This is a genomic window from Phenylobacterium conjunctum (assembly GCF_042679085.1).
Lineage (GTDB): Bacteria > Pseudomonadota > Alphaproteobacteria > Caulobacterales > Caulobacteraceae > Phenylobacterium > Phenylobacterium conjunctum.
In genome coordinates, this window is sequence record NZ_JBHTLQ010000039.1 from 13,506 (window position 1) to 35,535 (window position 22,030).

A 22,030-nucleotide genomic window follows, 5' to 3' on the forward strand; every position below is an offset into this window, starting at 1 on the left:
CCGCATGATCCGCGCCCGTCTGCTGCCCGCCCTCGCCCTCACCCTGTCGGCCCTGGCCTTGCCCGCCGTGGCCCAACCGCCTGGCGAACGCCCCGCCGGCCCGCCGCCGGGCGGACGGCCTCCAGAAGGGCGCAACCTGTTCCTCAGTCCCAGCGGCGAGCCCTTCCGCGGACCGGGCGGGCTGGAGACCTGGTTCAAGGGGGCGGACACCGACCACGACGGCGCCCTTAGCCTGGCCGAGTTCCGCGCTGACGCCCTACGCTTCTTCAAGGTGGTCGACGCCAATGGCGACGGGGCGATCGATGGCCTGGAGAACCGCGCCTATGAGACCCGCATCGCCCCTGAGATCCTCAGCGCGGCCGAGCGTGAGGACGACGCGCCCCAGGGCGGCGGCGACCGACGCGGCCCGCCTGGCGGCGGCCCTCCTGGTGGTGGCCCTCCTGCAGGTGGCCCTCCTGCAAGTAGGATGGGCGGCGGCCACGTTGACGGGATGCGCAAGCCGGGCGGCCATGGCGGCATGAGCCGGCGAGAGGGCGCGGCCCGCTTCTCCCTGATCAACGAGCCCCAGCCGGTCCGCGGGGCCGACGCCAACCTGGACTGGAAGGTCACCGTCGACGAATGGTCCCGCGCCGCCGCGCGGCGCTTCGCCCTGCTGGATACCGGCCAGACCAGTCGCCTCAGCCTCGGCGACCTGCCGCGTCCCGGCGGCATGGGCCCGCCGCCTCGAAAGTAGCAAAACAAAGTCAACTTAAACCAGAGATAGCAAAGCTTTCATACTTGCGGTCTAGCCAACCGGTGTCAGTTGGAGGCGCGTATCATGCCGCAATCGCCGGAGTGGTTGTTCAGGGGTCTGGAATCCGCGGGCGTGGACGCCCGGCGCTCGGCGCCGGCCCGCATCGCCACCGCCGCCGTGGGCTTCCTGCTCATGCTGCCGCAGATCGAACTGGGCCTGCTGTCGGCCTGGACCGCGGCGGTGATCGCCTGCGAGGTCTGGACCATTTTCGCCACCCGCGGCCTCAATGCGGCCCATCCGGCGACCCGCAGCCAGCGGACCCGCTACCTCATCTCCTGCCTGGCGACCACCTGGGTCTGGAACCTGGCCCCCATGATCCTGTGGGCCTCGGGCGATCCGGGCCTGAGGATCATCGCGGTGGTGATCCTGGCGGGCTTCCTGATCCACGCCCAGGGTTTCGCCTATCGCAGCTGGCTGGTGCTGCTGATCAATGGCGGCTCCTCGACCCTGAATCTGCTGCTTTTGCCCGTGCTGTTCGGCGGCCTGGCCCCGGTCCAGCAGGCCACCCTCTACGGCGCCCTGGCCCTGCTGGCCGCCTACGCCATGGTCAGCGCCACCATGGCCCGCGGCGCCCATGAGGCGCTGGACGCCGCCCGGGTCGAGGCCGAGGCCGCCAGCGAGGCCAAGTCCGCCTTCCTGGCCATGATGAGCCACGAACTTCGCACCCCCATGAACGGGATCCTGGGGATGGCCCACGCGCTCCAGCAGGCGCCCCTGAACCCGCGCCAGGCCGAGCAGGTCGGCATGCTGGTGCGCTCCGGCGACGGGCTGATGGCGATCCTCAACGACATCCTCGACCTCTCAAAGATCGAGGCCGGCCGGCTGGACCTGGAGCTTGCGCCCCTGGACCTGGGCGACCTGGTGCGGCTGGTCTGTGGCCTGTGGTCGGAATCCGCCGCCGCCAAGGGCCTGGACCTGAGCGTGGACATCGAGCCGGCCCTGCCCCGCGCCCTGCTCGGCGACGCCACCCGCCTGCGCCAGATCCTGCAGAACCTCTTGTCCAATGCGCTGAAGTTCACCGAAGCCGGTGAGGTCCGCGTGGTCGTCGCCGTCGCGCCCTCCTCGCGCGCCGATCTGGTGCGCGTCGAGATCGCGGTCTCGGACACGGGCCTGGGCATCAGCGCCGACCAGCAGACCCGCCTGTTCCAGCCCTTCGTCCAGGCCGAGGCCTCGACCGCCCGGCGCTTCGGCGGCGCGGGGCTGGGCCTGGCCATCTGCCGCCGCCTGGCGGCCCTGATGGGCGGTGAGATCACCCTGGACAGCACGCCGGGCCGCGGCTCGACCTTCCGGGTCACCCTGGACCTGCCGGTGGCCGAGGCCCCGCCTGAGGCCGAGGACGCGCCCGCCGGCCGCGCCACGCCGCTGGCCGGGCTGAACCTGCTGGTGGCCGAGGACAATGTGGTCAATCAGGCCGTCGCCCGCGCCATCCTCGAAGCTCTTGGCGCCCGCATCGTGGTGGCCGGGGACGGCGCCCAGGCCCTGGCCGCGCTCAAGGCCGCAGGCGAGGCCCCCTACGACCTGGTGTTGATGGATATCCACATGCCGGTGATGGACGGGATCGCCACCCTGGCGGCCATCCGGTCCGGTCCCGCAGCCCGGACACCGGTGATCGCCCTGACCGCCGACGCCATGTCGGGCCAGGATCAACGCCTGCTGTCGCTTGGGTTTGACGCGGTCCAGCCCAAGCCCATCCAGCCCGGTGACCTAGTCGCGGCGATCCTCGGCCTTACCCAAGTTCAGCAGGTTGGTGCGGCGCGCGCCGGTACAGCTTGAGCGACGCCGGAAAGAATCGGTTCACCACTCTGCGACATTCTGTCCATCCCTTCTTTTGACCAAGGACGACCTTTGGCCTTCTGGCGTGAAGCGCTCGGCGAGGAACTCGATCGCGCGGCTGTGCAGAGCGCGCGGACGATGGCCGTGCGCGCCTGGACAGCGCCCGCCGTCGCCCTGCTGGCCGGCTGGCGCCTGGGTTGGATCCCCGCCCTGATCTGGGCCGTCCTGGCCCTGGGCACCGAGCTTTGGACCTGGGCCTCGACCCGCGACGCCATGGCCGGCCGCACCCCCACCCGCGTGATGCGGGGGATCTATTACGCCTCCACCGCCGTGAAGAGCGCCGTCTGGGCCGCCCTGCCGGTGCTGTTGTGGGACTCCGGTTCCGAGGCCATGCGCATCGGCGCCCTGGTCCTGCTCTGCGGCCAGCTGATCCACGCCATCAGCTACACCAGCGACTTCCGCGCCCTGCTGGTGGTCAATGCGGCCTTCCCGATGGGCGCGCTGTTCTACCTGCCGCTGTTCAAGTCGGACTTCGCGCCCGGCGACCTGGTGATCCTGTGCACCGGCCTGATGCTGATGTGCGTCTACTGGGCCAACGGCATTCGCCGCAGCCGCGCGGCCAACCGGGCCCTGAACGAGGCCAAGCAGCGCGCGACCGAGGCCAACCAGGCCAAGTCCGTCTTCCTGGCCACCATGAGCCACGAGCTGCGCACCCCGATGACCGGCGTGCTCGGCATGGCCCAGGCGCTGAAGGCCACCCCGCTGTCGCCCGATCAAGGCAGCCAGGTGGAGCTGCTGATCCGGGCCGGCGACGGCCTGATGGCCATCCTCAACGACATCCTCGACGTGGCCAAGATCGAGGCCGGCCGCCTCGAGCTGGAGGCCGCGCCCTTCGACCTGGTTGAGCTGGCCGGCCAGGCCGAGGCCCTGTGGCGCGACGCCGCCGAGGCCAAGGGGCTGAAGCTGACCTGCGTGGCCGAGGCCGACCTGCCCCGCTGGCTGGAGGGCGACGCCGGCCGCATTCGCCAGATCATGCTCAACCTCCTGTCCAACGCCCTGAAGTTCACGCAGGCCGGTGAGGTGAAGATGGTCCTGCGTCCGGTTCCGGGCGCCGCGGACGGCCAGGGCCGTATCGAGATCGCCGTCTCCGACACCGGCATCGGCATGAGTGAGGACCAGGTCGCGCGCCTGTTCCAGGCCTTCAGCCAGGCCGACGTCTCCACCGCCCGCCGCTTCGGCGGCACCGGCCTGGGTCTGTCCATCTGCCGTCAGCTGTCCGAGATGATGGGCGGCGGCGTCAGCGTCGAGAGCACGCCGGGCGCCGGCTCGACCTTCCGCCTGACCCTGGAGCTGCCCCTGGCCGCCGCCCCGGCGGAGGCCGCTGACGACGGCGACGCCGAGGCCGAGGGCCTGGTCGGCATCCGCATCCTCGCCGCCGAGGACAACCCCATCAACCAGGCGGTGATCCGCGCCATCCTGGAGGCCATCGGGGCTGAGATCGAAATCGCCGACAACGGCGCCCTGGCCCTGGAGCGGCTGGAGCGCGACCGCTTCGACCTGGTGCTGATGGACGTCCACATGCCGGTGATGGGCGGGATCGAGGCCCTGGCCGCCATCCGCGCCAAGGGCGGCGATGCGCCGCCGGTGATCGCCCTGACCGCCGACGCCATGGCCGGCGAGACCCAGAAGCTGCTGGCGCTCGGGTTCGACGACGTCCAGCCCAAGCCGATCCAGCCCCTGGCCCTGGCCGAGGCGATCATGCGCGCCTACGCCGCCGCCGAAGCCCGCCGCGCAGCCGCCTAGGGCCCTCTGACCTAGAGCCGCAGGCCCAGGCGTGGGCCGATCACGATCATCGCCAGATAAAGCCCCATGGTCAGCAGGCAGCCCGCCGCCATGGCCGGGGCGAAGCCGACACCCCGCCGCAGCAGGGCCGGGATGACCAGGAACATTGGCATCGAGGGCAGGACGAACCAGAAAGTCCCGGTGGCGTGGGCGGCGATCCGCTCAGCTTCATGGGTGTCCCGCCACAGCCAGATCATCCCCAGCACCGAAACCAGCGGCAGGGAGGCGATCAACCCTCCGATCCCCGGGTAGCGTTTGGCCACCTCGGACACGAGGGCGACGAGCAGGCCAGAGATCAGGGCCTTGATCAGCAGGTAAGGCATGGCGGCTCCATCAGGTGTCGTCTTCCGCATATCACAGCAGACGGCGCGGAACTCGTGCGTCGAAACTCATCACGGTGACCGAGAAACCCGCAGATTTCCGACTCTGACCTGTTTGGCGCGCGCCGGATTTTGACGCGACCAAGCCCAAGCCCATGCTGAAACCTGACGACAGCGATCGACGCGGGGGCGACCATGGGACAGCGGAACGGGCGTGGACTTCGGACGGTTTGGCTGGCCTCGGCGGCGGTGCTGGCCATGGGCCTCGGCGGCCCGGCCGCCCAGGCGGCGGACCTCGCCCCGCCGGCCAAGGCCGCGCCGGCCCTGAAGAAGACCGACGGCTTCATCCCCTTCTACTGGGACGCAGCCAAGGGTCGGGTGCTGCTGGAGATCAGCGCCTTCGACACCGACGTCCTCTACTATGTCTCGGCGGCCACCGGCGGCGGCTCGGTGGAGCTGCCCTTCGACCGCGGGGTCCTGGAGAGCGAAGTCATCCGCTTCCAGCGGGTCGGCCAGAAGGTGCTGGTGAACGCCCAGAACCTGGACTACCGCGCCCCGTCCGGCACGGCGGCGAGGGCTGAGAACGTCACCGCCTCCTTCCCCTTCTCCACCCTGGCCGTGCTGCCGGTGGAATCGGAGGCCGCGGGAACCGTGGTGGTGGACGCCACCGCCCTATTCATGCGCGACGCCGCCAATATCGAGCGCGACCTGAAGCGGGCTAACCAGGGGCCGTTCAAGTTCGATCCGGCCCGCAGCACCTTCTATCCGGCCCGGATGAAGGCGTTCCCTGAGAACACCGAGATCGAGACGGTCTCGACCTTTGCCACCGACGCCCCGGGCGCCCTGGTGCGCAATGTGACGCCCGATCCGCGCTTCATGACCCTGCGCATCCACCACTCGTTCCTGAAGGCGCCCACCGGCTACACACCCCGCCAGGCCGATCCACGCATCGGGGTCAGCGCCGTGCGCTTCACCGACTTCTCCAAGCCGATCAATGACGCCCCGGATGGCGCCTATGTCACCCGCTGGCGGCTGGAGAAGAAGGACCCGACGGCCGCCCTGTCCGAGCCCAAGACCCCCATCACCTTCTACTTCGACCCGGCCATCCCCGACCCGATCCGCAAGGCGATGAAGGAGGGGCTGCTGTGGTGGAACAAGGCCTATGAGGCCGCGGGCTTCAGAGGCGCGATCCAGGCCCTGGACGCTCCGGCCGACATGGACCCGATGGACATCCGCTACGCCTATGTCCTGTGGGTGGACCGCGACGAGCGCGGCTTCTCCTCCGGCGGCACCTATCGCGACCCGCGCACCGGCGAGATCCTGGGCTCCAAGACCCACATGGACACCAGCCGCATCCGCACCATCGCCAACTATTTCGACGCCTATTCCGGCGGCCTGCCGGCGGACGGCTCTGGCCTGATGGTCGCTGATCCCAAGCTGCTGAGCCCCGGCGGGCTGGACGGCATGAGCCCCGGCCAGCGCGACCTGGTACTGCAGCGCCAGGCCCTGCTTACCGCCCACGAGCTCGGCCACGCCCAGGGCTTCGGCCACAACTTCAGCTCCAGCCTGAACAACCAGGCCTCGGTCATGGAGTACCCGACCCCGCGGGTGATGGTGAAGGGCGGCAAGCTCGACCTGTCGGAGGCCTTCCAGCGCCAGATCGGCGTCTATGACACCTACATGGTCCGCTACGCCTACACGCCCTTCCCGACCGCCGGCGAGAAGGCCGGCCTGGACGGGGTGATCAAGGACATGCGGGCCAAGGGGGTGATCTACACCCCCGACAGCGACCCGCGCTGGACCTGGTACGACGACCGCGCCACCCCGATGGAGGACCTGAAGGAGCACGCCGCGGCCCGCAAGATCATCCTGGCCAACTACGGCCCGGCCATGCTGAAGCCGGACGAACCGGTGGGCTCGCTGCGCGACATGCGCCTGTGGATGGCCTACCTGCACGACCGCTACGCCATCGAGTCCGGCCTGAAATACGTCGGCGGCCTGTTCACCAACATCGTGGTCCCAGGCGATCCCCTGCCGCCCACCGAGTTCATCCCGGCCAAGACTCAGAAGGAGGTGCTCGGCCTGCTGCTGGACGTGGTCGAGCCCGACAGCTTGGCCATCCCGGAGACTTTGCTGAGGCAGCTGCCGCCCGATCCCGGCGGCAATATCGAGGACCTGTCGGACGATGCGGCCTTTGACCAGCTGCGCGCCGCCCGGATCCGCGCCGCCCTGGTGCTGGAGCCCTTGTTCGACACCGCTCGCGCCGCCCGCATGGTGGCGCTGGCCGCCCGCCAGCCCGACGCCCTGACCTTCCCGCAGATGGTCGAGGCGGTGATGGCCCGCACCTGGAGCGCCACCGGCGATACGACAGCCTCGGCCAAGGCCCTGCGGCGGGTCAGCCAGCAGGTGGCTCTGGAGTCCATGATGATCCTGGGCGCCAAGGCTGAGGGCTCGGCCGAGGCCCAGGCCTATGTCCTGGACCAGCTGGCCCAGCTGGCGGAGGCCCTGAAGGTCCGCAAGGACAGCGACCCCCTGACCCAGGCCTTCTATCGCCAGACCGCCCGGGACATCGACCACTACCTGGCCGACCCGACCACCAACGCGCCGAAGTCGGCCACCACGCCGTGGGGCAAGAGTCCGCGGTCCCGGTTCCCGCTGCCGCCCGGTCCGCCGCTTGGCTGATGCGGCTTGACCCTGGCCGGGGCCGCGCCTCAATGGGCCATGGCTCAAGCTCAAGCTTCACCCCAGGACCTGCAGGCGGCCTGGACCGACGGAACCCGCGCCCTTCGTGAGGGCCGCCCCGCCGACGCCGTGCCGCACCTGCGGCGGATCGCCGAGTCCGGCCAGGCGACCCCACCGGTCTGGGTGGCCCTGGCCATGGCCCACAAGGCGCTGGGCCAGTCCGACGCCAAGCTCGCGGCCCTGCAGCGGGCCCTGAGCGGCGACCCGCGCGACCTGCGCGCGCTGCTGATGACCGCCGACCACCATGCCGAGACCGGCGACACCCGAGCGGCCTCGGCCTATTACGACGCGGTGGTGAAGGTGGCGGTGGCCAATGGCTCCGTGGAGCCCGCCCTGCAGGCCGAGGTCGGCCGCGCCCAGCACATGCGCGAGCGCTACGCCGCCGACTATGAGGCCCACCTGGTCCGAACGCTCGGCGACCTGTCGGGACCTGAGGCGCGGCGGGTGCGCGGATCCCTCGACCTGCTGCTCGGCAAGACCGAGCTCTACCTGCAGCAGCCCAAGAACTTCTATTTCCCCGAGCTGCCCAACATCCACTACGCCCCGCGCGCCGACTTCCCCTGGCTCGACAAGATCGAGGCGGCCACCGACGACATCCGCGCCGAGCTGATGACGATCCTGGAAGAGGACGCCGGCTTCAGCCCCTATGTCGAGGCTGAACCCAACCGGCCGTTCTTCGACGACCACGGCATGCTGGGCAATCCGAACTGGAGCGCCTTCTACATCTGGAAGGGCGGCACGCTCATCGCGGAGAACGCCGCCCGCTGCCCGGCGACGGTGGAGGCCCTGAAGGACGCGCCCCTGTGCCGGATCCCTGGCCGGACGCCCTCGGTGCTGTTCTCGCTGCTTCGGCCCGGCGCGCACATCCAGCCGCACCACGGCTTCACCAACGCCCGTTACATCTGCCACCTGCCGCTGATCGTCCCCAGCGACTGCGCCATGCGGGTGGGCTCGGACACCCGGCCCTGGGTCGAGGGCCAGGCCTGCGTCTTCGATGACAGCATTGAGCACGAGGCCTGGAACCGGAACGCCGATCGCCTGCGCGTGGTGATGATCTTCGACGTCTGGCGCCCGGAGCTGTCAGAGACCGAGCGCAGGCTGGTCGCCGACATCCTCCAGGCGGTGGACACTTACCGGTAGTCCCGGAGTCGACGGCGCCGACACTGTCCGCTTGTGGCGCGTCGCTCTTCCCGTCCAAACCGTCTCTATTCCAGACCGTCATGGCCGGGCTTGTCCCGGCCACCCATACGCGCCTGAGGTTCGGGCCTGGGCGCGGTGGATCTGCCGCGTTCTGTCCGCCCCCACGGAGTTCATGGGTGGCCGGGACAAGCCCGGCCATGACGGCGAGGGTTAAATCACGCCGCAATCTGCTGGAAGGGACGTGAGCCGGGCGCCCGGGGCCCGGGGGAGGATAAGGCCTATCCCCTAACCGGCGCGCCTCGCCCCCATCGCCGCGGCGAGCCGGGCCTGCTGGCCCCGCGCCCCGTTGGCCGGGGCGCTGCTGACCCGGAACTGGCCCATCAGCTCGGCCAGCTCAGTGGCCTCCCGGGCCAGGGCGTGGCTGGCGGCGGTCGACTGCTCGACCATGGCGGCGTTCTGCTGGGTCACCTGGTCCATCTGGTTCACCGCCGTGTTCACCTGGGCCAGGCCCGAGGCCTGCTCCTTGGACGAGGCCGCGATCTCGCCCACCACCGCGGTGATCTCGGTGATCTGGCTGACGATCCGCTGCAGGGCCTCGCCGGTCTCGCCCACCAGCCCGACCCCGCGGTCCACCTGGCCCGCCGAGGCGCCGATCAGATCCTTGATCTCCCGGGCCGCTTCCGCCGAGCGCTGAGCCAGGGCTCGCACTTCGGAGGCCACGACCGCGAAGCCCTTGCCGGCGTCGCCGGCCCGGGCGGCTTCCACCCCGGCGTTCAGGGCCAGCAGGTTGGTCTGGAAGGCGATCTCGTCGATCACCCCGATGATCTGGCTGATCTGGCTGGACGAGGTCTCGATCTCGCCCATGGCGGCGACGGCGTTGGCCACCACCTGGCCGGAGCGCTCGGCGTCGATCCGGGCCTGGGCGACCACCGCGCTGGCGTGCTCCGCCCCCTGGGCCGTGCGCCGGACCGTGGCCGTGATCTGGTCCAGGGCCGCGGCGGTCTCCTCCAGGCTGGCCGCCTGCTGTTCGGTCCGCCGGGACAGGTCGTCGGCCGCCTGGGCGATCTCGCCGGCGCCGGCTGTGATGGTGGAGGTGTTGCCCACCACCGTGGTCATGGCGTCCTCCAGCCGGCTCATGGCGCCGTTGAAGTCGCGCTTCAGCTGCTCGTATTCCGGCGGGAAGGTCTCGTGCACCCGGGCCGTCAGGTCGCCGCCCGACAGCCGCGACAGGGCGCCTTCCAGGGACGAGACCACCACGGCCTGGCGCTCGGCGGCCAGGCGTTGTTCCTCCGCCGCCCGGGTCCGGGCCGCCTCGGCCTCGGCGCGCAACAGCTCCTGTTCGCCCCGCATCCGCTCGCCCTCGGACAGCTTCTCGCGGAACTGCTCCAGGGCGCGGGCGATCTGGCCCACCTCGTCCTTGCCCTCGACGCCGGTCACCGACTGGTCGTAACGCCCGGCGCTGAGGCTGGCGACGGCGCCGGTCAGCCGGCCCAGGGGCCCGCCGACGATCTTCTGGGCCGCGGCCCACAGGCTGAGCAGCACGGCGGCGATGACCACCAGCCCGCCCACCGACATGGCGACCACCAGGTTCCGCGCCGGCGCGCCCACCGTCGCGGTGGGGGCGTCCACCAGCACGCCCCAGCTGGCGTTGGACTTGGGCAGTTCAATGGGCACCAGCCGGCGATCGGTGGAAACGCCGTCGATCTTGATCCCGGACAGGTTCAGGGACTTGCCGTCCTTCAGGGCCGCCAGCACCTGCTCGACCTTGGCGTCGCCATAGGCCTTCATGCGGTGAGCCGCGTCGGGGTGGGCCACCCACTTGCCGCCACCGGACAGCAGCATGACCCGCCCGTCCCCGAAGGGGCGCACCTTGCCCAGCTCGTCGGAGATGGTGTCGAGCGCGATGTCCATGCCGGCCACGCCGATCAGCACGCCGCCGGAATAGACCGGCGCAGTGATCGAGGTCATCAGCACGGTCTTGCCGTTGACCGGATAGGGATAGGGCTCGGTGATCGCCGACTTCCCGGTCTTGGCGGCCAGGCCATAGAAGTCCGAGGTGAAGATCTGGTCGTCTTCCGGCGGCTCCATCACCACCCCGTCCGGGGTCTTGGCCCAATAGGGCTCCAGCCGGCCGTTGGAATTGGCGCCCTGGTCCTTCAGGCCCTTCATCTCGGCGTCCCGGCCATCCCAGGCGTCGGGCGCGGCGAAGAACCAGCTGCCCAGCACCAGGGGCGAGGCGTCGAGATTGCGCTTGGTCACGTCCATCACCAGCGTACGGTCCCGCAGGCCGTGCTCATGCATGGTGGCGATGGCCGTGGCCATGGTGTCGACGGAGTTCTGGACCTGGTTCAGGTCCCCCGCCACGCTCTCGGCCAGGGACTGTCCCAGGGCGTCACCGTACTTGTCCGACAGCTTGGCGGCCGCGCCTCCGGTCTGGCGAGACAACAGCAGGGCCGCGACCAGCAGAAGCGCGCCGATGGTCAGGCCAGCCGCGGCGATAAGCTTGCCGGCGACCTTGGCTTTCCCGAACAGTTCCACAGGCGTCCTCCATGTAGACCCAGTCTGCACTTCAGCGCCCAGATCGACCGCCGCTTGGTGAACACCGGGTAAACGCGCGGTTGAGGAGCCCCCGCGACTGCTACCTGCGACAAGCCGCCGCAGGGTGATACCGGGAACAGACGCGAGGATCGCGCCGTCTCACGCGAACGCGGGTCTCTGAAAGGCTTTGGCAAAGGCACTGGTTCCAGGCCCCGGCTTGGGCTCCAATGCGGGCCAGTTCACGCTCGGAGCCCTGCATGTCCCGCCGCCTTCGCCCCCTGCTCCTCGCCGCCGCCGCAGCCTCCAGCCTGGTGTTGGCCGCACCGGCCTGGGGCGCCGAAGGGGCCGGCGACGCCGCGTTCAAGGCGCTCTACAGCCGCGAATGGACCTGGCGGCGCGCCGAGCTGGCCGGCGAGGTGGGCGAGGACGACACCGACCGCATCACCGACCACCTGCCCAAGATCGACCCCGCCGCCCAGAAGGCCCGGCTCGACTACTGGACCGGCGTGATGGCCGAGGTGACGAAGATTGACCCGGCCACCCTGTCGCCGGAGGCCCGGATCAACCACCAGATCTATCGCGAGCAGATCCAGGTCCTGATCAATCAGCAGAAGTTCCGCGACTACGAGAAGCCACTGAACGGCGACTCCGCCTTCTGGTCGGACCTGACCAGCGAGAGCCGCGAGTCCTTCCGCGACGTGGCCGAGTACGAGCGCTACATCCGCCAGATGCGGGACTTCCCGCGCTATTTCCACGACCAGGTCGCCAATATGCGCGCCGGCCTGAAGCGCGGCTTCACCCCGCCGGCCATCGTGCTCAAGGGCCGCGACGCCTCCATCGCCTCGGTCTCCGGCGCCGCGGGCGAAGCCAATCCCTACTACCGCCCGTTCAAGGCCATGCCGGCCAGCATTCCGGCCGCCGACCAGGCCCGCCTGCGCGCCGAGGGCCTGGCCGCCATCCAGTCCTCGGTGATCCCGGCCTATGCCGAGCTGCTGACCTTCATGCGCTCGGAGTACCTGCCCAAGGCGCGCACCGTTCTGGCGGCCGAGACCCTGCCCGACGGAAAGGCTTATTATCAGAGCAAGATCAAGGAGTTCACCACCACCGACATGACCGCCGACCAGATCCACCAGCTGGGCCTGGCGGAGGTGGCCAAGATCCACGCCCAGATGCTGGAGGTCATGAAGGAGACGGACTTCAAGGGTGACTTCCCCGCCTTCCTCACCTTCCTGCGCACCGACCCGCAGTTCTATCCCAAGACCAAGGAAGAGCTGCTGATGCGCGCCGCCTGGATCGCCAAGCGGTTCGACGCCAAGGCGGAACAGTATTTCGGCTACCTGCCGCGCAAGCGGTTCGCGATCATTCCGGTGCCGGACGACATCGCCCCCTACTACACCGCCGGCCGCGGCGGGCCGGGGGTCTACCTGGTCAACACCTACAACCTGCCGGCCCGCTCGCTGTACAATCTGACGGCGCTGACCCTGCACGAGAGCGCCCCGGGCCACGCCTTCCAGATGCCCATCGCCATGGAGCACAAGGAACAGCCGGAGTTCCGCCAGAAGACCTACATCTCGGCCTTCGGCGAGGGCTGGGCGCTCTATTGCGAGAAGCTGGGCGTCGAGATGGGCATGTATGAGACGCCCTATGACCGGTTCGGCATGCTGACCTACCAGATGTGGCGCGCCGCCCGGCTGGTGGTGGACACCGGCGTCCATTCCAAGGGCTGGACCCGCGAGCAGGCGCAAAAGTTCCTGCACGACAACACCGCCCTGTCCGACCACGAGATCGAGACCGAGGTCGACCGCTATATCGGCTGGCCGGGCCAGGCCCTGGCCTACTACATCGGCGAAATGACCATCCTGGCCGGCCGCGAAAAGGCCGAGCAGGCCCTGGGCCCGAAGTTCAACCTCCGCGCCTTCCACGACACGGTGCTCGAACTCGGCAGCGTCCCCATGCCCGTGCTCACCGCCCGCATCGACCGCTTCATCGCCGAAGGCGGCAAGGGGCCGTATCCGGAGCTGGAGGAGTAGACGCCTAGCGCCTGCAGTTGTCGAAGCCCTTGATGTTCATCCCGCACTCCTCGACGTGATTTGCTGGAAACCAAGCGTACAGCAGGATCTGGCCGCCATCACTCGGGATAGGTAACTGGCGCCGCCCCGTCTGGGCGGCGTAGCGGTACCACCCGATAGCCTGCTCCCTGCGGCCCAGCTTCTCATTGATGTACCCCATCCAGATGTCGGACATGGGCACGCCCTGGGTCTCGGCTCGGGTCATGTAGACCAGGGCCTGGTTAAGGTCCCGAGGCGCGCCCAGGGCCCAGGTGTAGGCGCGGGCAATATAGAAATCCGCGTCGGCGGAGCCGAGTTGGGAGGCTCGCTGATACCAGGAGAAGGCAGTGGAGAGATCCGAATTGGAATAGGCCTGGCCGACCCGAAGGATCCGTGTGGCGTCGCCACCAGCGTTAGCCAGCTTGGCCGCATGCTCCAGCCAACTCCGGCTGCGGCCTAGATCCGTCGGTACCGGCACGCCATAGAGGCTGCGCCCAAAGCCGTAGAGGTCGAACAACTTCAGGCTCGTTTCGAAGTCGCCGGCGCGCGCCTGGCCCTCCAGCCGGGCCAGGATCCTGGCCTGCACCACCGAGGCCGGCGGAATGCTCCCTGCCGCCTCCAGTTCGGTCCGACTCTTGGCGCCGGCTGCGCGGAAGCGCTTGGCGTAGTTGTCGTAGATCGGCCGAAAACGCGGCTGCTCGCTCGCCGCCCGCGCCTCGATATAGTCGAGCACGGTGCGCCCATCGACCTCGTCCACCTGGTTGAGGTTCAGCTTCCAGCGCGTCAGGGCGGAATCGATGAAGCCGTCCGATTTGCGAGCGATGGACAACTTCAGGATATTGCCGTTGTTCGGATTGAAGTTGATGCTGTTGCACAATAGCCGGGGCATGTTGGCGTCCAACAGCCGGCCGATCTTGCCGTCCATCACCGCCTCGGAATCGCTCTCGAACACACCCGCCGCGTCGGCGAGTTCGTTCTCATAGCTGTAGAAAATGAACGGGTTGCGGGGTTCCAGTTCCATGGTCTGGTTTTCGACACCCGCGCACAGCTCCACGACATCCAGCTTGCCGTTGGTGCGCGACGGGTGCTCGGCCTGGGCGGCGCTGGCGGCCAAGAGCCCCGCCAGCAGAATCGTGGCTCTGATCATCATCTGCTCCCGCCCCCGGACTCGCCTTGAGTAGATAACTTGTCCACGGAGGCAGGGCTTGCCAAGGGGTTCCGACCCGTCAGGTGGCCTGGGTGGCAGGGTCCGGGCGCGGGGCAGACGCCCAAGACAAAAGCCCGCCGCCTTTCGGCGACGGGCTCAAATCTCTCAGACCTTGGCGGCCCGATCAGTCCTTGGCGCGCTCGATATAGGAGCCGTCCTCGGTCAGGATCACCACGCGGGTGCCGGCGGCGATATAGGGCGGCACCATGATCCGCTGGCCGTTGGTAAGGGTCGCAGGCTTGTAGGACGACGACGCGGTCTGGCCCTTCACCGACGGCTCGGTGTCGGCGATCTCGAACACCACGCGAGCCGGCAGCTCCATGGCGATCACCACACCCTCGTGCAGGGACAGGACGCAGGTCATGCCGTCCGTCAGCCACGGCGCGGAATCGCCCACCACGTCCACCGGCACCACGACCTGGTCGTAGGTCTCCGGGTTCATGAAGTGATAGCCCTCGCCGTCCTCGTAGAGGAAGTTGTAGTCGCGGTCGTCCACGAAGGCCCGCTCGACCTGCTCGGTGGTCCGCCAGCGTTCCGACACCTTCACCCCGTCGGAGATGCGGCGCATGTTCAGCTGGGTCACCGGGGTGCCCTTGCCGGGGTGGATGTTCTCGGCGGTCAGGACGACGTAGAGACGGCCTTCCATGTCGACGACGGCGCCCTTGCGGAGCGAGCTGGCGGCTACCTTGACCAAGTTCAGTATTCCTCGAAGTTCGGCGCGCGGCGGCGCGATCTGATATCGGTTGGCCGCACCTATAGCGATCCGCGCCAAGTTCGCCAGTCCCAGACGTATTTCCGCCCCCGGAGCCCTGCTTGACGACGCCCGCCGCCTCCCCCTGGTGGAGCCCTGAGCGCCACGCTGATCGGCGCCCGTTCCTGATCGCCCGCAACCGCATCACCCGCGCCGTCCGCGAGTGGTTCGGGACGCGCGGCTTCGAGGAGGTGGAGACCGCGGCCCTGCAGGTCTCGCCCGGCAATGAGGCTCACCTGCACGCCTTTGGGACCGAGGCCATCGGCCATGACGGCGCCCGCTCAGCCCTCTACCTGCACACCTCGCCGGAGTTCGCCGCCAAGACCCTGCTGGCGGCCGGCGAGACGAAGATCTTCAGCCTGGGCAAGGTCTGGCGCAACCGCGAGCGCGGACCCCTGCACCATCCCGAGTTCACCATGCTGGAATGGTATCGGGTGGGCGAGCCCTACCAAACCCTGATGACCGACTGCGCCGACCTGCTGAAGCTGGCGGCGGAGATGGCTGGAACCACAAGCTTCGCCTTCCGCGGCATGACCTGCGATCCCTTCGCCGAGCCGGAGCGCCTGACCTTGGCGCAGGCCTTCGAGGCCATGGCCGGGATCGACCTCCTGGCCACGGTGGCGACGGACGGGTCCACCGATCGCGAGGCCTTGGCCGCCGCGGCGCGCGCCGCCGGGATCCGGGTGGCCGAGGACGACACCTGGGCCGACGTCTTCTCCCGCGTGCTGGTGGAGAAGATCGAGCCCTTCCTCGGCCAGGGCCGCGCCACGGTGCTGTGCGAATACCCGACGGCCGAGGCGGCCCTGGCCCGCCCCAAGCCCGCCGACGCCCGCGTGGCCGAACGCTTCGAGCTCTATGCCTGCGGGGTGGAGCTGGCCAACGCCTTCGGCGAACTTACCGACGCCGCCGAGCAGCGCCGCCGCTTCGAAGCCGAGATGGCCGAGAAGCTTCGGGTCTATGGCGAGACCTATCCCATCGACGAGGACTTCCTGGCCGCGCTCGCCCACATGCCGCCGGCCAGCGGCTCGGCGCTCGGCTTCGACCGACTGGTGATGCTGGCCACCGGCGCGACCCGCATCGAGCAGGTGCTGTGGACACCCGTGCCGGAACCCTAGGGGCGGAGCGCTGAGCTTGCTCCCGTCAGGGCTTTCCGTCATAGGGCCGGCCCCATGACGCTGCGTTCTCCCAAGGCCCTCGCCGAGGCCGGCCTGATCGACAAGGCCGAGGTCGCCGCCCTGGAGCGAGTCGCGGCCCAGTACGCCGTCGCCATCACCCCGGCGATGGCCGAGCTGATGGATCATGAGGCCATCGCCCGCCAGTTCCTGCCCAGCGAAGCCGAGCTGAACACCCTGCCGGAGGAATCCGCCGATCCCGTCGGCGACGACACCCATTCCCCGGTCGAGGGGATCGTCCATCGCTATCCCGACCGGGCGCTCCTGAAGCTCACCCACACCTGCGCGGTCTATTGCCGGTTCTGTTTCCGGCGCGAGATGGTGGGACCGGGTCAGGCCCGGGCGCTGCCCCCCGCCGCCTTGGATGCGGCGCTGGCCTATGTGGCCGATACCCCGGCGATCTGGGAGCTGATCGTCACCGGCGGCGATCCCTTCGTGCTGTCGCCGCGCCGCATCGCCGACCTGATGGCCCGACTTGCGAAGATCGATCACGTGAAGGTGGTCCGCTTCCACACCCGCGTGCCGGCCGTCGATCCCGCCGCCATCACCGACGAGCTGGTCTCCGCGCTGAAATGCGAGGGCAAGGCGGTCTATGTCGCCCTGCACGCCAACCACGCCGCCGAACTGACGCCCGCCGCCCGCGCCGCCTGCGCCCGCCTGGTCGACGCCGGGATCCCGATGCTGGGCCAGACCGTGCTCTTGAAGGGCGTGAACGATGATCCGGAGACCCTCGGCGCCCTGATGCGGGCCATGGTCGAGACCCGGATCAAGCCCTACTACCTGCACCACCACGACCTGGCGCCCGGCACCAGTCACCTGCGCACGACCCTGGCCGAGGGCCAGGCGGTGATGAAGGCCCTGCGCGGCCGCTGGTCGGGCCTGTGCCAGCCGACCTATGTGCTGGATATCCCCGGCGGCCACGGCAAGGCGCCGGTGGGCCCAGGCTACCTGGACGAGGATGAGGGCGCGACCACCGTCGAGGACTTCAACGGCGTGGTGCGGCCCTACGCCGGCTGAGCCCGGCGCCAGCGCGACAGGCCATAGAGCCCGAAGCTCACCGCCGTCACCACCAGGGTCGGCAGGCGCAGGCCAGGATCAGCGGCCAAGATCACGCCCAGCGAGAAGGCCGCCCCCACCGCCCCGGCGATCCGGGCGACCAGACGGCTGCGCCCTGTCTCCAGCTCCGCCGCCATCTTCAGCAAGGCCAGGGAGCAGAGCAGGTAGAGCACCATGGACAGCACCACGGTGACATTGATCAGCACCCCGAACTGCTTGCCGAGGCTGGGTGAGGCGCTGGCGTAGATGCTCGCCGACATCATCACGCCCACCAGGATCAGGTCGCGGGTCAGGCCCTTGTCGGGCGCCACCTCGGAAATCCAGCGCGGCAGGAAGCCCACGGCCGCGCCAGAGCGGTTGCTTTCCGCCGCCACCAGGATCCAGCCGCCCAGGGTCCCCGAGGCCTTGGCCAGGGCGCAGGCCGCCACCAGGGCGGCGGTGATAGCTCCGGCCACGCCGTGGATCGCATCGGCGAAGGGCGCGCTGGAAGCCGCCAGCGCCTTGGCCGGCAACAGACCCATGATCGCCACCGAGGCCGCCAGATAGATGGCCAGCGCCAGAGCCACCCCACCCACTGCGGCCAGGGGCAGGTTGCGCTTTGGGTTCTCGACCACGGCGGCGACCACATTGGCGCACTCAAGTCCCAGGAAGGCCCAGAAGATCGGCGTCACCGAGGACACCGTCGCCGCGAAATCCGATCCGCCGCTGACATTCCAGGAGGCGGCGAACACCTCCGGGCGGAAATAGGCGAGGCCGACGCCGCTGGCGAGCACGATGGGGGCCAGGCCCACCACCAGGGTCGCAGCTCCGATCCGGGCCACCAGCCTGGGCCCGATCAGGTTCACGCCCACCATCAGCCAGACGATGGCGATGCTGGAGGCGACGCCGGGCCAGGTGCTCTTCAGGACCGGGAAGAAGAAGCCCAGATAGCCCGTCGCGGCCACCGCCACCGCCGAGGTGCCGCAACAGCTGGTCAGCCAGTAGGTGAACCAGCCGAAATGGCCGAGCGCCGGCCCCAACTCCTCGCTGGCATAGGCCACCGCCCCGTCCGCCTGGGGCCGCAGGAGGCCCAGATAGGCGAACACCAGGGCGAGCACGAGCGCCCCGCCGCCGGCGATCACCCAGGAGATGACGGTGATCGAGCCCACCGCGCCGAGCGTCGCCGGCAGCAGATAAAGGCCCGAGCCGATCATGTTGCCGGCCACCAGCACCAGGGCGGCCCACAGGCCGAGGCTGCGCCCCCCGCCAGCCATCCCGGCTAGCCCAGCGCCTGGGCGATACGCGCCTGGAACCAGGCCACCCCGTCCTCGTGCCGGGGGGACAGGACGCCGGTGTCATAGACGCCCGCGTCCAGGTTCCGCTGCACAGCCTCGCAGATCTCCACGTCCTCGGCGGTGAGCTGGTTTGAGGCCGCCAGCACCGCCTCCATGTCGGCGGTCTGGGGGTCGTAGAAATAGAGGTAGTCGAGCCGGGTCTTGCCGTGGCCGATGGGCCGCATGTGCTCGACCATCATCCCGTAGCGATAAACGTTGAAGGCCAGGTTCGGCCAAAGCCAGGCCCACAGCCCGTCATTGACCCCACTGAGCGTCGGGACCTCGTGGATCGCCACCGCCCCGTCCATCCGCACCTTGTAGCCTGAGGCGTCGACCTCGGCCGCCAGGGCCGGGTGGACGGCGGGGATGTGGTAGCCCTCGAGATAGTTCTCGACATAGGTCTTCCAGTTGCAGGCGATGTCGTGGCTGCGGCGCAGGGTGGCCGGCGCCAGGGTCATGTCCCGCGCGGCGAACAGCCGCTCCAACGGCGCAACCAACTCTTCCAAAGGCCCTGCCTGGCCGTCCAGGTTCACGAAGACGAAGCCGCGCCAGACCTGAAGGCGCACAGGGAACAGGCCGAACTCGCGCGGGTCGAACCCCTCGGCCGCGCCGAAGTCCACAGCCGAGCGCAACCGGCCGTCCAGGGCGTAGCGCCAGCCATGGTACTTGCAGGTCAGGGTCTCGCCGCAATGCCCCCGGCCATCGGCCACCAGCGGCCCGGCCCGGTGGCGGCAGACATTGTGGAAGCCGCGCAGCACCCCGTCGGCGCCCCGCACCGCCAGCACCGGCTGGCCGGCCACGTCACCGGCCAGATAGTCGCCCGGCTGGTGCGCCTCGACCTCGTGGCCCAAGAACTGCCAGCCCGCAGCGAACACCGTACGCCGCTCCGTCTGGTAGGCGGCGGGGTCGCGATAGTGGCGGGACGGAAGGGTCAGCTGCATCCCGTCACCCTCGACGCATCCCGACCATGCGTCAACGGCGCCGCCTGCGCCCCCTGGTTGACGCTCCCGCCCCGCGCTGCGACGCTCGCACAAGGCTTGGGGAGGCTGACATGCGGGCGCGACGCGCCGCGGGCTTGGTCGCGATCCTGACCCTGCTGCTGGCCGGCGGGGCGCAGGCGGCGACGCCGGATCTGCTGCTCAAGCGCCCCATGTTCGCCGACGAGACCGGCCAGGTCCGGCCCTGGCGCATCACCGACAGCCGCTGGGGCTGGTTCAGCCCCCTGATGCTGGCCACCGCCGACCGTCTGGAGCGCTGCAAGGGCGCGGACCCGGCCCTGGCGGCGGGCCTGCGGATGTCGCCCAACCGCCTGGACCGCACCGGGGTCGCCGCCATCGCCGCCCTGCGCGCCTGCCACAGGGGCTGGTTCAAGAAGGTCCCCGCCGACGCCCTGCCCGAGAAGGTCTGGGACCGGCTGGTCAAGGCTGAACCCCGCCCCGATGTTCTGGCCCGCGCCAAGGTGCTGGCCTTCGGGGCCGCGGCCCTGACGCCGGACTATGACCGCACGGTCTGGGACTGGGACCGGGGCGCCGGCTGGACCAGCGCCGACCCCGCCGCGATCCTGACCTGGGGGCCGTACAAGGCCACCGCCGGCCATGGCTGCACCCTGCAAAAGGCGCTCGCCGCCCTGATGGCTGACCCCCAGACCGCGGCCCTGGTCCAGACCCATTTCGAGGGCGAGCGGGCGACCCTGGCCGGCCTGCTGGACCGCGCGGGCGAGGACTGGTGCGCCCGCCAGCCGGCGGTGCTGAAGCCGGTGTTCGACGATCCCGAACGGCGCGAGACCTTGAGGGTGATCTTCGCCCAGCTGGCCTCCCACGCTGAGATCCGCGCCGGCTATGACGCCTACTTCCTGGGTCCCAACGGCTATCTCGCCGGCCGCATCGCCCGCTACTACGCCCTCTACGCCCTGGCTGGCCTGACCCCCACCGAGACCGACTTCGCCTATTTCCTCGACCGGTCCCTCGACTATCCGCCGCTGAGCGAGGCCCTGCAGGCTGAGCTTGCGCCGCGGCTTAAGGCTGCAGGTCCGGAAACCTGGCGCGCCCGGCGGATCATCGCCGCCGAGACCCCCTTCACCTCGCCGGGCGCCCGCAGCTTCCAGATCGGCCGCGACGCCGTCTACTGGATCGACGCCGTGGGCCAGGCCGGGCTCGACCCGCTGGAGGTCGCCTCCTGGGTGCGCAACAGCCGGCTCAAGGCCTCTGATGTCGGCCTGACCGAGCAGCCCTACGCCCCGCCGTGCACGGTGGTCTTCCTGCCGGCCTGCCGGACGGAGGCCCGGCCATGAAGCGCCTGATGCTGGCCGCCACCCTGGCCGGAATCGTCCAGCTTCCGGCGGCGCCCGCCATCGCCGGCCCCAGCGTGGACCGGGGGGCGCTGAAGGACGTCTGCCTCGCCGCCGGCCAACGCCCGCCCGCCGCCATCGCGACCGAGATCACCCGCGTCGCCGCCGACCAATGGGGCAAGTTCGGCTATGGCCGGGTCAAGGAGACGGCGGCCGACGCCGTCATCGACCGCACCGGCGACGGCGGCCTCACCGGGTCGCTGTCCTGGGACGCGGTCTATCAGTTCTGGGCCTATACCGGCTTCGACGGCGTCCTGACCTTTCCCTATGACGTGGTCATCGGCCCCTCCGGTCCGAAGGTCCTGCAGGCCAACGCCCGCCAGAACATCGAAGCCGCCAACGCCAAGTTCGGGGTCGGCGCGCCCCAGGCCAGGGCGATCTCCGGCGCCATCAAGCGCTCCAGCGTCTCCACCCTGCCCTGGTCGGCGGTGTTCGTCTCCTCGGTGATGAAACAGGCCGGCCTGACCCCGGCCCAGTTCCGGCCGGCGGCGGCCCACGCCGGCTACATCCAGGCCGCGGTGGAGGCCTACGCCCAGGGCCGGGACGCCTATGCCTACCTCCCCTGCGACCCCAGCTGGGTGGAGCCCCGGCCCGGCGACGTGATCTGCTATTCGCGCAACTCCAGCCCGGTGCGCAGCTTCACCCAGGTGCTGAACGGCCTGGAGGCGGCCAAGGGCGGCTTCTCTTACGAGTCCCACTGCGACATCGTCAGCCAGGTGGCCCGCGCGCCCAAGCACGTGGTCCACTCCATTGGCGGCAATGTCGGCGACACCGTCACCAAGACCGAGCGCACCCTGACGGGCGGCCCGATCACCACCTCCCGCTCGGGCGCCTGGATCGCCATCCTGGTCCTGAAGCCGGATCCTGAGCCGGAGCCGCCGCCCGCGCCGACGCCAACCGAGCCTGCGCCAGCCCCTCCAGTCGATCCGCCCGCCGGGCCACCCGTCGATCCGCCGGGCCCGCCCCCTGCGCCGCCTGCGGAGCCGCC

At 69.8% G+C, this 22,030-nt stretch carries 16 protein-coding genes; 10 read left to right on the plus strand and 6 right to left on the minus strand.

The window, feature by feature from the left end:
• The first annotated feature begins 4 nt into the window (after positions 1 to 4).
• From ACFQ27_RS15360 to ACFQ27_RS15370, 3 genes are all read left to right on the plus strand, one after another.
• Positions 5 to 733 carry a hypothetical protein gene (locus ACFQ27_RS15360; protein ID WP_377354199.1) on the plus strand — a complete coding sequence of 243 codons (729 nt, stop codon included), beginning with the start codon at positions 5 to 7 and terminating at the stop codon, positions 731 to 733.
• A gap of 84 nt (positions 734 to 817) precedes the next feature.
• Positions 818 to 2,566: an ATP-binding protein gene (locus tag ACFQ27_RS15365; protein WP_374343333.1), complete on the plus strand. Its 1,749-nt coding sequence runs from the start codon at positions 818 to 820 to the stop codon at positions 2,564 to 2,566.
• A gap of 72 nt (positions 2,567 to 2,638) precedes the next feature.
• The gene (locus tag ACFQ27_RS15370; protein ID WP_377354200.1) at positions 2,639 to 4,369 is read left to right on the plus strand and encodes an ATP-binding protein; all 1,731 of its coding nucleotides are present in this window, start codon (positions 2,639 to 2,641) and stop codon (positions 4,367 to 4,369) included.
• Positions 4,370 to 4,380: 11 nt separating this feature from the next.
• On the opposite strand, the gene ACFQ27_RS15375 is transcribed toward ACFQ27_RS15370, so the two are convergent.
• Positions 4,381 to 4,731 (minus strand): DUF3147 family protein, encoded by a 351-nt coding sequence (locus ACFQ27_RS15375; RefSeq protein WP_377354201.1) that lies wholly within the window; start codon positions 4,729 to 4,731, stop codon positions 4,381 to 4,383.
• Between the two features lie 192 nt (positions 4,732 to 4,923).
• Between ACFQ27_RS15375 and ACFQ27_RS15380 the strand changes: the two genes are divergently transcribed.
• Together ACFQ27_RS15380 and ACFQ27_RS15385 are read left to right on the plus strand one after the other, a co-directional pair.
• Positions 4,924 to 7,410 carry a zinc-dependent metalloprotease gene (locus ACFQ27_RS15380; RefSeq protein ID WP_377354202.1) on the plus strand — a complete coding sequence of 829 codons (2,487 nt, stop codon included), beginning with the start codon at positions 4,924 to 4,926 and terminating at the stop codon, positions 7,408 to 7,410.
• 6 nt (positions 7,411 to 7,416) lie between these two features.
• Positions 7,417 to 8,610 carry an aspartyl/asparaginyl beta-hydroxylase domain-containing protein gene (locus ACFQ27_RS15385; protein ID WP_377354203.1) on the plus strand — a complete coding sequence of 398 codons (1,194 nt, stop codon included), beginning with the start codon at positions 7,417 to 7,419 and terminating at the stop codon, positions 8,608 to 8,610.
• 285 nt (positions 8,611 to 8,895) lie between these two features.
• Here the strand turns inward: ACFQ27_RS15385 and ACFQ27_RS15390 are convergent, their stop codons facing one another.
• Complete coding sequence (locus ACFQ27_RS15390; protein ID WP_377354204.1) at positions 8,896 to 11,148, minus strand: methyl-accepting chemotaxis protein; 2,253 nt, start codon at positions 11,146 to 11,148, stop codon at positions 8,896 to 8,898.
• Between the two features lie 257 nt (positions 11,149 to 11,405).
• Between ACFQ27_RS15390 and ACFQ27_RS15395 the strand changes: the two genes are divergently transcribed.
• Entirely contained in the window at positions 11,406 to 13,178 is a 1,773-nt protein-coding gene (locus ACFQ27_RS15395) for a DUF885 domain-containing protein (RefSeq protein WP_377354205.1), read from the plus strand.
• 4 nt (positions 13,179 to 13,182) lie between these two features.
• Here ACFQ27_RS15395 and ACFQ27_RS15400 read toward each other — a convergent pair whose 3' ends face one another.
• Positions 13,183 to 14,343, minus strand: a complete 1,161-nt coding sequence (locus ACFQ27_RS15400; RefSeq protein WP_377354206.1) for a tetratricopeptide repeat protein — start codon at positions 14,341 to 14,343, stop codon at positions 13,183 to 13,185.
• A gap of 184 nt (positions 14,344 to 14,527) precedes the next feature.
• Positions 14,528 to 15,097: an elongation factor P gene (gene efp, locus ACFQ27_RS15405; protein ID WP_374343347.1), complete on the minus strand. Its 570-nt coding sequence runs from the start codon at positions 15,095 to 15,097 to the stop codon at positions 14,528 to 14,530.
• 119 nt (positions 15,098 to 15,216) lie between these two features.
• Between efp and epmA the strand changes: the two genes are divergently transcribed.
• Positions 15,217 to 16,269: an EF-P lysine aminoacylase EpmA gene (gene epmA / locus ACFQ27_RS15410; RefSeq protein ID WP_377354207.1), complete on the plus strand. Its 1,053-nt coding sequence runs from the start codon at positions 15,217 to 15,219 to the stop codon at positions 16,267 to 16,269.
• A 54-nt stretch (positions 16,270 to 16,323) separates the two neighbouring features.
• Positions 16,324 to 17,343, plus strand: a complete 1,020-nt coding sequence (locus ACFQ27_RS15415; protein WP_377354208.1) for a lysine-2,3-aminomutase-like protein — start codon at positions 16,324 to 16,326, stop codon at positions 17,341 to 17,343.
• Here ACFQ27_RS15415 and ACFQ27_RS15420 read toward each other — a convergent pair.
• Both ACFQ27_RS15420 and ACFQ27_RS15425 read right to left on the minus strand, forming a co-directional pair.
• Positions 17,331 to 18,635 (minus strand): amino acid permease, encoded by a 1,305-nt coding sequence (locus ACFQ27_RS15420; RefSeq protein ID WP_377354209.1) that lies wholly within the window; start codon positions 18,633 to 18,635, stop codon positions 17,331 to 17,333. The genes ACFQ27_RS15415 and ACFQ27_RS15420 overlap by 13 nt on opposite strands.
• A gap of 5 nt (positions 18,636 to 18,640) precedes the next feature.
• Positions 18,641 to 19,636, minus strand: coding sequence for an aromatic ring-hydroxylating oxygenase subunit alpha (locus ACFQ27_RS15425; RefSeq protein ID WP_377354210.1), 996 nt, complete (start codon positions 19,634 to 19,636; stop codon positions 18,641 to 18,643).
• Between the two features lie 110 nt (positions 19,637 to 19,746).
• Between ACFQ27_RS15425 and ACFQ27_RS15430 the strand changes: the two genes are divergently transcribed.
• Together ACFQ27_RS15430 and ACFQ27_RS15435 are read left to right on the plus strand one after the other, a co-directional pair.
• Positions 19,747 to 20,985, plus strand: coding sequence for a hypothetical protein (locus ACFQ27_RS15430; RefSeq protein ID WP_377354211.1), 1,239 nt, complete (start codon positions 19,747 to 19,749; stop codon positions 20,983 to 20,985).
• A partial coding sequence (locus tag ACFQ27_RS15435) for a DUF2272 domain-containing protein (protein ID WP_377354212.1) occupies positions 20,982 to 22,030 on the plus strand: 1,049 nt, incomplete at its 3' end. The genes ACFQ27_RS15430 and ACFQ27_RS15435, both read left to right, overlap by 4 nt.